8 protein-coding genes and 1 pseudogene are annotated in these 9,134 nt (G+C 43.7%); all 9 read left to right on the forward strand.

Annotation, left to right across the window (positions count from 1 at the left end; genetic code table 11):
* On the forward strand, positions 1-253 hold a 253-nt coding region (locus BSG1_RS17770), incomplete at its 5' end, for an RrF2 family transcriptional regulator (protein ID WP_006838590.1).
* A gap of 14 nt (positions 254-267) precedes the next feature.
* On the forward strand, positions 268-1,410 hold the full coding sequence (locus tag BSG1_RS17775) for a cysteine desulfurase family protein (RefSeq protein ID WP_006838591.1): 1,143 nt from the start codon (positions 268-270) through the stop codon (positions 1,408-1,410).
* A 611-nt stretch (positions 1,411-2,021) separates the two neighbouring features.
* Positions 2,022-3,136, forward strand: a pseudogene (mnmA, locus tag BSG1_RS17780) (tRNA 2-thiouridine(34) synthase MnmA).
* A gap of 251 nt (positions 3,137-3,387) precedes the next feature.
* Positions 3,388-4,053 (forward strand): tetratricopeptide repeat protein, encoded by a 666-nt coding sequence (locus BSG1_RS17785; RefSeq protein WP_006838594.1) that lies wholly within the window; start codon positions 3,388-3,390, stop codon positions 4,051-4,053.
* Between the two features lie 22 nt (positions 4,054-4,075).
* Complete coding sequence (recD2, locus tag BSG1_RS17790; protein WP_006838595.1) at positions 4,076-6,469, forward strand: SF1B family DNA helicase RecD2; 2,394 nt, start codon at positions 4,076-4,078, stop codon at positions 6,467-6,469.
* A gap of 208 nt (positions 6,470-6,677) precedes the next feature.
* Positions 6,678-6,869, forward strand: a complete 192-nt coding sequence (locus tag BSG1_RS21450; protein ID WP_044023126.1) for a hypothetical protein — start codon at positions 6,678-6,680, stop codon at positions 6,867-6,869.
* Between the two features lie 7 nt (positions 6,870-6,876).
* A complete protein-coding gene (locus tag BSG1_RS20610) occupies positions 6,877-7,017 on the forward strand; it encodes a YrzQ family protein (protein ID WP_006838597.1) in 141 nt (46 codons plus the stop codon).
* Positions 7,018-7,466: 449 nt separating this feature from the next.
* Positions 7,467-8,543 carry an AI-2E family transporter gene (locus BSG1_RS17800; protein WP_044023125.1) on the forward strand — a complete coding sequence of 359 codons (1,077 nt, stop codon included), beginning with the start codon at positions 7,467-7,469 and terminating at the stop codon, positions 8,541-8,543.
* Positions 8,544-8,913: 370 nt separating this feature from the next.
* Positions 8,914-9,134: alanine--tRNA ligase-related protein (locus BSG1_RS17805; protein ID WP_006838601.1), on the forward strand; the 221-nt coding region annotated here is incomplete at its 3' end.

Genomic DNA, 9,134 nt, shown 5'->3' on the forward strand with positions numbered 1-9,134 from the left:
AAGTATCAGAGGTGCTTACGGTGGTTATGTCCTTGGAAACGAGCCGTCACAAATCACAGCGGGCGATATTATCAGGATTCTCGAGGGACCGATCTCCCCAGTAGAAGGTATTGAAGATGAAGAACCGGCAAAACGTGAGCTTTGGATGCGGATCAGGGATGCCGTAAAAGAGGTTTTGGATAATACCACTATAGAAGATTTGGCGAGCTATACGGATGAAGGCGAGTCAGATGCATATATGTTTTATATTTAATTGGAGGAATGACTATGAGGACGATTTATCTCGATAATGCGGCAACCTCCCCGATGGATCCCCGCGTTATTGAAGTAATGACAGAAGCGATGAAAGGGACATTTGGCAACCCATCCAGTATCCACTCTTCAGGAAGGGATGCAAGGCAAAAGCTGGACAGTGCCCGTATGACAGCTGCCAAAAGTGTTGGTGCCGGATTTCACGAGATCATTTTTACAAGCGGGGGAACGGAGGCTGATAATCTGGCATTGTCAGGCACGGCCCATGCTTTAAAAGAAAAAGGCAGACATATCATTACGACTTCAATTGAGCATCATGCCGTTCTTCACACTTGTGCTCAACTGGAAAAGGAAGGGTTTGAAGTTACCTACTTACCGGTAAATGGGCAAGGGCTCGTTTCTGTCAAAGATGTCGAAGCTGCTTTAAGAGAAGACACCATTTTAGTCAGTATTATGTATGGCAACAATGAAGTTGGCACTATACAGCCAATTTCAGAGATCGGGGAACTGGTCAGAAACAGAGGAATCTTACTGCATACTGATGCGGTACAGGCTTTTGGGATGACCAAGATAGATGTAGAAACTGAAAACATTGATTTGTTGTCGATTTCTTCCCATAAGATAAATGGACCAAAAGGGGTCGGATTCTTATATGCACGAAAAGAGGTTCCCCTTGAAGCTAAAATGTTCGGCGGGGAGCAGGAAAGAAAAAGACGGGCAGGGACCGAGAATCTGCCATCATTAGTGGGCATGGCGGAAGCAATCAGGCTTTCCCAGCAAGAGATGGATAAAAAGATTGAAGAATATATCGAATTCAAAAACACGTTGATAGAAACCCTGAAGGAAGAGGATATAGAATTTTATCTTAACGGAGATTTGCAACATTCGCTTCCCCATATTTTAAATTTAAGTTTTCCAGGAACAGATGTTGAATCCATGCTTGTAAACTTGGATCTGGCAGGAGTAGCCGTGTCCAGTGGATCTGCCTGTACAGCAGGATCCATCGAGCCTTCCCATGTACTGCTTGCCATGTTCGGGAAAGATTCCGAGCGGCTGAGAAATTCGATACGCTTCAGTTTCGGGATCACGAATACAAAAGAAGATATCATATACACTGCTAAAGAAGTCGCTAAGATTGTCAACCGCCTGAGAAAATAAGGCAGAGTTCAATCTCTTGTCTTCATGAAAGATTTGTAATAGAATCTTTCTATTGTTTTAGAGCTTTTTTTAGAAAGGCTTTGTTAGTTAATAATGTTGTTATTTTTCAGGTTTAAATGCGGAAGATTTGATTCATTCAGTTAGCATATTTTTAAATCTTCCTTCATTTATTTTTGGATAGGTGCTTTAGAATCCAATCAAGTCATCACGTTTCTTTTATAAAAACAAATTTTAAGATTTAAAAACAACGATTGATTGGAGCGGAAGGTGTGCGACCTCCTGCGGGATTAGCGGGACAGGTGAGACCCCCAATCCAGTTGTAGCGCCCAGCCCCTCGGGGTCAAATAACCCGCAGCGAATAAAAGGAAAGACCGCCTTCTTTTCGCTGCGGAACATTTGCCTGTCGGGGCTGAACAGGGCGCTTTCACTTTTTATCCAGGCGCAGCCGAGGAGGCTCACCGCCCGCCCCGCGGAGTCGCGCACCTGTAGCGGAAATCAGGCAAAGTCGTGCATAATAACATCACTCTTTAACAAAGTTTATATAATTAAGCATGTAACCAACAATATATGATAGACTTTGCGTCATTACTATATAAAGGAGGTGCCTTTTCGTGAAGAAGGAACCTAAAGATACAAGAGTGGTTGTCGGCATGTCAGGAGGGGTTGATTCCTCCGTCGCAGCACTATTATTGAAAGAGCAAGGCTATGATGTCATCGGCATTTTTATGAAAAACTGGGATGACACCGATGAAAACGGGGTATGTACGGCGACTGAAGATTATGAAGATGTCATCAGGGTCTGCAACCAAATTGGAATCCCCTACTATGCGGTCAATTTTGAAAAGCAATATTGGGACAAGGTGTTTACGTACTTCCTCGATGAATATAAAGCGGGACGCACACCGAACCCTGATGTCATGTGCAATAAAGAAATTAAATTCAAGGCTTTCCTTGAGCATGCAATGAAGCTTGGTGCCGATTATCTGGCGACCGGCCATTATGCGCAAGTTGAGTACCGTGACGGAGAATATAAAATGCTCCGCGTGAAGGACTCCAACAAGACCAAACGTATTTCTTGAATCAACTCGGACAAGATCAGCTTGAAAAAGTCATGTTCCCGATCGGTTCGATTGATAAAAAGAAAGTAAGAGAAATCGCGAAAGAAGCAGGACTGGCAACAGCAACGAAAAAAGACAGTACGGGTATTTGCTTTATTGGCGAACGCAACTTCAAAGATTTCTTGAGCAATTACCTGCCTGCACAACCGGGTAATATGGAAACATTAAGCGGTGAGGTTAAAGGGAATCATGACGGACTGATGTATTATACGATCGGTCAAAGGCAAGGCCTTGGAATCGGTGGAGCAGGAGAACCTTGGTTTGTCATCGGTAAGGACCTTGACCGGAACGTTTTGTTTGTTGAACAAGGTTTTGACCATGAAGCGCTATACTCTGATTCCATTCTGGCAACAGATATCAGCTGGACTTCAGATAAAGAAAAAACGACCGAATTCGAATGTACAGCTAAATTCCGTTACCGTCAGGAAGATCACGAAGTAAAAGTTCAGCTTCTCGACGATAATACAGTAAAAGTGATTTTTAAAGAGCCTGTAAGAGCTGTCACTCCAGGGCAAGCTGTCGTGTTCTACAATGGCGATGAATGCCTGGGCGGAGGCACGATCGATCAAATTTTCAAGGATGAAAAGAAACTCGAATTTGTAGGCTGATATATCAAGGTTAATCAGATTCTTTATCTGGTTAGCCTTTTGTTTTTGTCTGTATTTTAGAACCGCCTGCCCCGCGGGTCATGCACCTGAAGAGGAAATCATCTTGCATTTATCAAAAGCAACATTTAGTACGAAATGAGAGTTATAAAACGGCTGAAGTTTTCGAACAGTGCTTTTCTTAGTGAAGTCAGTGGTTATGATATACTATGAAGATAAATAAGTGAAAATAATACAAACCAGAGGTGTTACATATGGATAAAAATTTAAAAGGAATTCAGCTTCTTCAAGAAGGAAAAGTCGAAGAGGCGGTAAAATTCTTTACAGAAGCGATTGAAGAGAACCCAACAGATCCGGTTGCATACATAAACTTTGGAAATGTCCTTCTTTCAGTAGGAGAAAACGAAAAAGCGGAGAAGTTTTTGAAAAGGGCGATTTCCCTTGATGGAGAAGCGGCATCGGCATATTATTCCCTTGGAAACTTATACTTCAATGCCGAGAATTTTGATGCAGCAAAGGAAGCCTTTGAGACTGCAATCAAAAAAGGGCTGGAGAATGAAGATGTATTTTTTATGCTGGGAATTTCCCTTGTAAATCTGGAGCTGCCAAAACTGGCTCTTCCTTACTTGATGAGAAGTGTTGAGCTGAATGGCGAAGATGCGGAAGCGCGTTTTCAATATGGACTCTGCCTGGCGAAAACAGAAGCATATAAAGAAGCAATCGAACAGCTGGAAATTGTCGTTGAACAAGATCCTGAACATGCAGATGCTTATTATAATCTAGGAGTTGCCTATGCAGGCTTTACGGATGACGCGGACAAAGCAAGAAGCTGCTTCGAGAAGGCCCTTGAAATCCAGCCGGATCACATGCTTGCCGGCTATGGCCTGAAGATGATGGACCAATTGGGAGAAGAGAATTAAGTAGAAACAAGGGGGCTTCTAAATGAGCAGGCAAGACTCCTTAGAACTTTTCGATGAAAATGAAATTTATATAAAGGGTAAACATCTTGTCACCATTTTTCACAACGAGAGCAACCTCTATTCTGTCATCAGGATCAGGGTGGAATCCACGAATGCCCAATATGAGGACAAGGAAGCGGTAGTAACAGGACATTTTCCTAAGATTCATGAACAGGAGACCTATATATTCCATGGTGCTTTCAAGGACCACCCAAAGTTTGGAATGCAATTTCATGCGGAGCGTTTCAAAAAAGAAATCCCCCAGACGAAACAAGGAATTGTAGACTACCTCTCAAGTGAGCTGTTTAAAGGCATTGGAAAGAAGACAGCAGAAAAAATTGTGGAACAGCTGGGCGAGAATGCGATCAGCAAGATATTGGAGACTCCTTCCCTTCTTGATGACATTCCCAAACTCCCTCCTGAAAAAGCAAAGACGCTTTACGATTCTTTGGTTGAACATCAAGGGCTGGAACGAGTGATGATCAATCTGAATGGATTCGGTTTCGGACCGCAGATTTCAATGAAAATCTACCAGGCTTATAAGGAACAGTCGCTGGAAATTCTCCAAAAAAACCCTTATAAACTTGTCGAGGATATTGAAGGTATCGGGTTTGGCCGTGCGGATGAACTGGGAAGCAAACTCGGCATTACTGGCAATCACCCGGACCGGATAAAGGCTGGCTGTCTTTACACTCTGGAACAGAATTGTCTTCAGGAAGGGCATGTTTACCTTGAAGCGGAAACCCTCTTGTCAAATGTGAAGGCTCTTTTGGAAAAGAGCCAAAGCGAGAGAATCAGCTTCGATGATATTTCTCGTGAAGTCATAAAGCTTGGAGAAGAAGGGGAAATTATGGGGGAAGAAAGAAGGGTGTATCTACCTTCTTTGTATTTTTCCGAAAAAGGGCTGGTCACGAATATTCAAAGGCTGCTTGCTCAGGACCAATACACGGATCAATTTCCTCAATCGGAGTTCCTGATGGCGCTCGGCGGACTGGAAGAAAGGCTGAATGTCCAATATGCCCCTACCCAGAAAGAAGCGATAGAGACAGCTCTCATGTCTCCCATGATGCTTTTGACGGGAGGTCCGGGTACAGGAAAGACGACGGTTATCAAGGGGATAGTTGAGCTTTATGGAGAACTACACGGATGCTCGCTTGATCCCAAGGATTATAAAGATGAGCCGTTTCCTATTCTTCTGGCTGCTCCAACAGGCAGGGCTGCCAAAAGGATGACAGAGTCCACAGGGCTTCCTGCAGGGACGATCCACAGGCTGCTTGGCTGGAACGGTACAGACAGCTTTGAATATGATGAAGACCGCTCAATACAGGGCAAGCTGCTGATTGTCGATGAAATGTCAATGGTGGATACCTGGCTTGCGAACCAGCTGTTCAAAGCGCTCCCTGACGATATTCAGGTCATTCTCGTTGGGGATGAAGATCAGCTGCCTTCCGTAGGTCCTGGGCAGGTGTTGAAAGACCTGCTGCGTTCAGAAGTCATCCCGACGGTCCGCTTGAAAGACATTTATCGGCAGGAAGAAGGGTCGTCCATTATAGAGATGGCTCACGAAATGAAAGCAGGCAGGCTGCCCGATAACTTGCTTCAGCCTCAGAAGGACCGTTCATTTATCAAATGTACAACCTCCCAGATTGCAGAAGTGGTGGAGAAGGTAGTCGCCAACGCCAAATCAAAGGGATACAGTGCAAAGGACATCCAAGTGCTAGCACCTATGTACAGAGGTCCTGCCGGCATTGACAAATTGAATGTAATGCTTCAGGAAATTTTCAACAGCAATGACGGTACCCGGAAAGAGATTGTCTTTGGGGATACCAAATACCGGATCGGCGACAAAGTCCTTCAACTGGTCAATCAGCCGGAAAGCAATGTGTTCAATGGCGATATCGGTGAGGTCATTTCCATCTTTTATGCAAAGGAGAATACCGAAAAACAAGACATGGTCCTTGTCTCCTTTGAAGGTAATGAAGTAACTTACACTCGCCAGGAATTGAACCAAATCACGCTGGCTTATTGCTGTTCCATCCATAAGTCTCAGGGAAGCGAGTTCCCCATCGTTATTCTTCCTGTTGTTAAAAGTTACTTCAGGATGCTGAGGCGTAATCTGCTTTATACAGCCATTACACGAAGCAAGAATGCATTAATTCTCTGCGGAGAAGAACAAGCACTGAAGATGGGTGTGGAAAGAGAGGAAGACGTTCAGAGACTGACGACTCTTTATGAAAAACTGCGAGGAATAAAATCCGAAGAAGTAACCGAATCAATAAGCGAAGAAGAGGCTCCTCCTAAAAATAAGCTGGAGGAAATGCTGCATGCAGACCCAATGATCGGAATGGAAAAGGTTACACCTTATGATTTTCTCTAAATAAGCGAACGATAGTAGTATCCGGGGGCTTGAACCTCTGGGTACTTTTAAGATTATGGCGCCGCTCTTCCTCGTATTGTTAGAAAGTTGTTTAGGCTTTAGACAATTTGGACATAATGGCTACTGGAAAAGATGGCAAAGATCTACTTTTGAAACGGTATTCAAATGCCTGAAAAGCAGTCAATGCCACGGACTTAAAGGGGTGGCGATTGTATTGAAATGTCCAAATTGTCAAAGCAAAGATATAGGTAAGATAGGCATTAACCAGTACTACTGCTGGAAATGCTTTATTGAACTTTCAATCACCAAAGGTGTGATACACACACACCAGGTCGAGGAAGATGGAACATTAAGCTCTTTAGATGACTTGTTTGACGAGGAAGACCGCCAACTAAGCTAAGGAAGAGGTGGGCACCTTGAATAAAACTGTGGCTTCAATGATCGGTTTCGGTGTGGGAATTGCTGCAACTATGGCCTCTCGCCGTTCAAACATGATGAACGGAAGAAACATGAAGAAAATGCGCAGACAAGTTAAAAAGATGTTTTAAAAACAGAGGGGGGTTCCCTCTGTTTTTTTTGTGCTTTTTGCCCTTCGGATTTTGCTTGGTGGAGGTAAGTTCTTATGGTTATATAAGACGCAAAATAATTCTTTAACAATTCATGAGTGGTGAAAACCCGCGGAAATGGTCTTGTCAAGAGTTTATGAGGCCATCTAATCCCTGAAATTTAGTGAAAGTGGTCTTATAGAGGGTTCATAAGACCATCTAACCCTTTAAATTCCACAACATTGGTCTTATAAAGCGATCATGAGATCATCTAATCACTGTAAGCCTGCAAAAGTGGACTTATAAAACAACCAAAAGACAATTTTATTCAGGAAACTGTTCCAATGTTTTCGTTTCTTCCAGCTGCTCATAAACCCTCCAGGCCTGAATGGTTTTCCTTTTTTTGCTCACATTATGTAATAACGAGGCAGACCGAAAGGAGGAGGCAGGCGGTGAATAACAGCAGCTCCTATGTAAGATGGCTTTATAGATTGGCGATCACGCTTTTGGCGGTGATCACTGTTTACGTCTTTTATCTCTTGTATCCTGTTTGGCACCCGGTGTTAAGCGTGCTCATCATGGCAATGATCCCTTTCCTGCTCGGGGGCTTTATCACCTATCTTCTCCATCCGGTGGTTGAAAAATTATTTAAAGCAGGCATCCATCGGGGGATCGCGATCCTGCTGATATACATTTTGTTTTTTGGAGGTTTGGGTTATGCAGTCTATAAAGGAATTCCTGTCATTATCCATCAATTAAAGGACTTAGCCGAAAATGCACCGCTGTATACCGAACAGTATCAACGATGGCTGGATTATATCCAGAGACAGACTTCCACTTGGCCGGACGGTATCCAACACGAACTCGAGACCAGAATCGAGCGGTTTGAGGAATGGTTGAATGGAGTAGTGGCGTTTATTCTTTCAGGAGTTTTAAAGATAATGAACAGCCTGTTGCTGTTTGCTATTGTTCCTTTCATTTCCTTTTATTTATTGAAGGACTTCCCAAAGGTAAAAAAAGCGGCGACAAGCCTGACGCCTAAGAAATGGAGAAATAGTGCAGGAAGCTTTTTCAAGGACTTGGATGAATCGTTAGGGGGGTACATAAGAGGTCAATTATTAGTATGTTTGTTGATAGGGTCTCTTGCTGCCCTTTCTTTCTGGCTGTTTGGAATGAAGTATCCCCTGTTGTTAGGGATCATCGTCGGTATCACAAATGTCATCCCTTACTTCGGCCCAGTAATAGGCGCGGTTCCGGCAGCCATTGTAGCCAGTACGATTTCTAATGAAATGATCATCAAAGTAATTGTCATTGTTTTCGCCTTGCAGTTCCTGGAAGGCAATATCTTGTCTCCGTTAATTGTCGGCAAAAGCCTGCATATGCACCCGCTGTTCATTATGGGCGCCTTGATTATCGGAGGTGAAGTAGGAGGAGTGCTGGGGCTGATTGTCGCCGTTCCTCTGCTGGCCATGCTGAAAGTGGCTGTCGTTCATGCAAGGACACATTTTACAGCGAGGGATAGTCCATGAAAAATAAATTCTATTTTTCCCGTTGTTCAGATTGACAAATGCCGTTGATATTTCTATAATTCGACATATACAATAAAACACTGACCAAATCGACGAAAGATCGAGTATGTTATAGTCCATCTGAGTGCTGCCTGCACGTAAGAGAGGAATTTCCCCGGCTGAAAGAAATTCCAGATGAAGGATAACAGAACGCTAATCCAGAGTGCAGCAAACCCTGCCGTCCGCCGCGTTAAGGCTCCAGAGTGATGAATCTGTCTAACAGGTTCATAACCAGGGTGGTACCGCGAGCGAGCTCTCGTCCCTGACCAGGGATGAGGGCTTTTTTGTATGCTTTTTTGGTTAATTTTAAAGAATAAGGAGGAAATTTCACATGAAAAACCTGACAGGTGCAGAAATCAGAAGAATGTTTTTAGAATTTTTTAAAGAAAAAGGCCACGGAGTAGAACCTAGTGCCTCACTTGTGCCGCATGAAGATCCTTCCTTGCTGTGGATCAACAGTGGTGTTGCTACTTTGAAGAAATACTTTGACGGGCGCGTGATCCCTCAGAACCCTCGTATTGTCAACGCACAGAAGTCTATCAGAACTAATGA

It is taken from the genome of Bacillus sp. SG-1 (assembly GCF_000181495.1).
Classification (GTDB): Bacteria; Bacillota; Bacilli; order Bacillales; family Bacillaceae_B; genus Rossellomorea.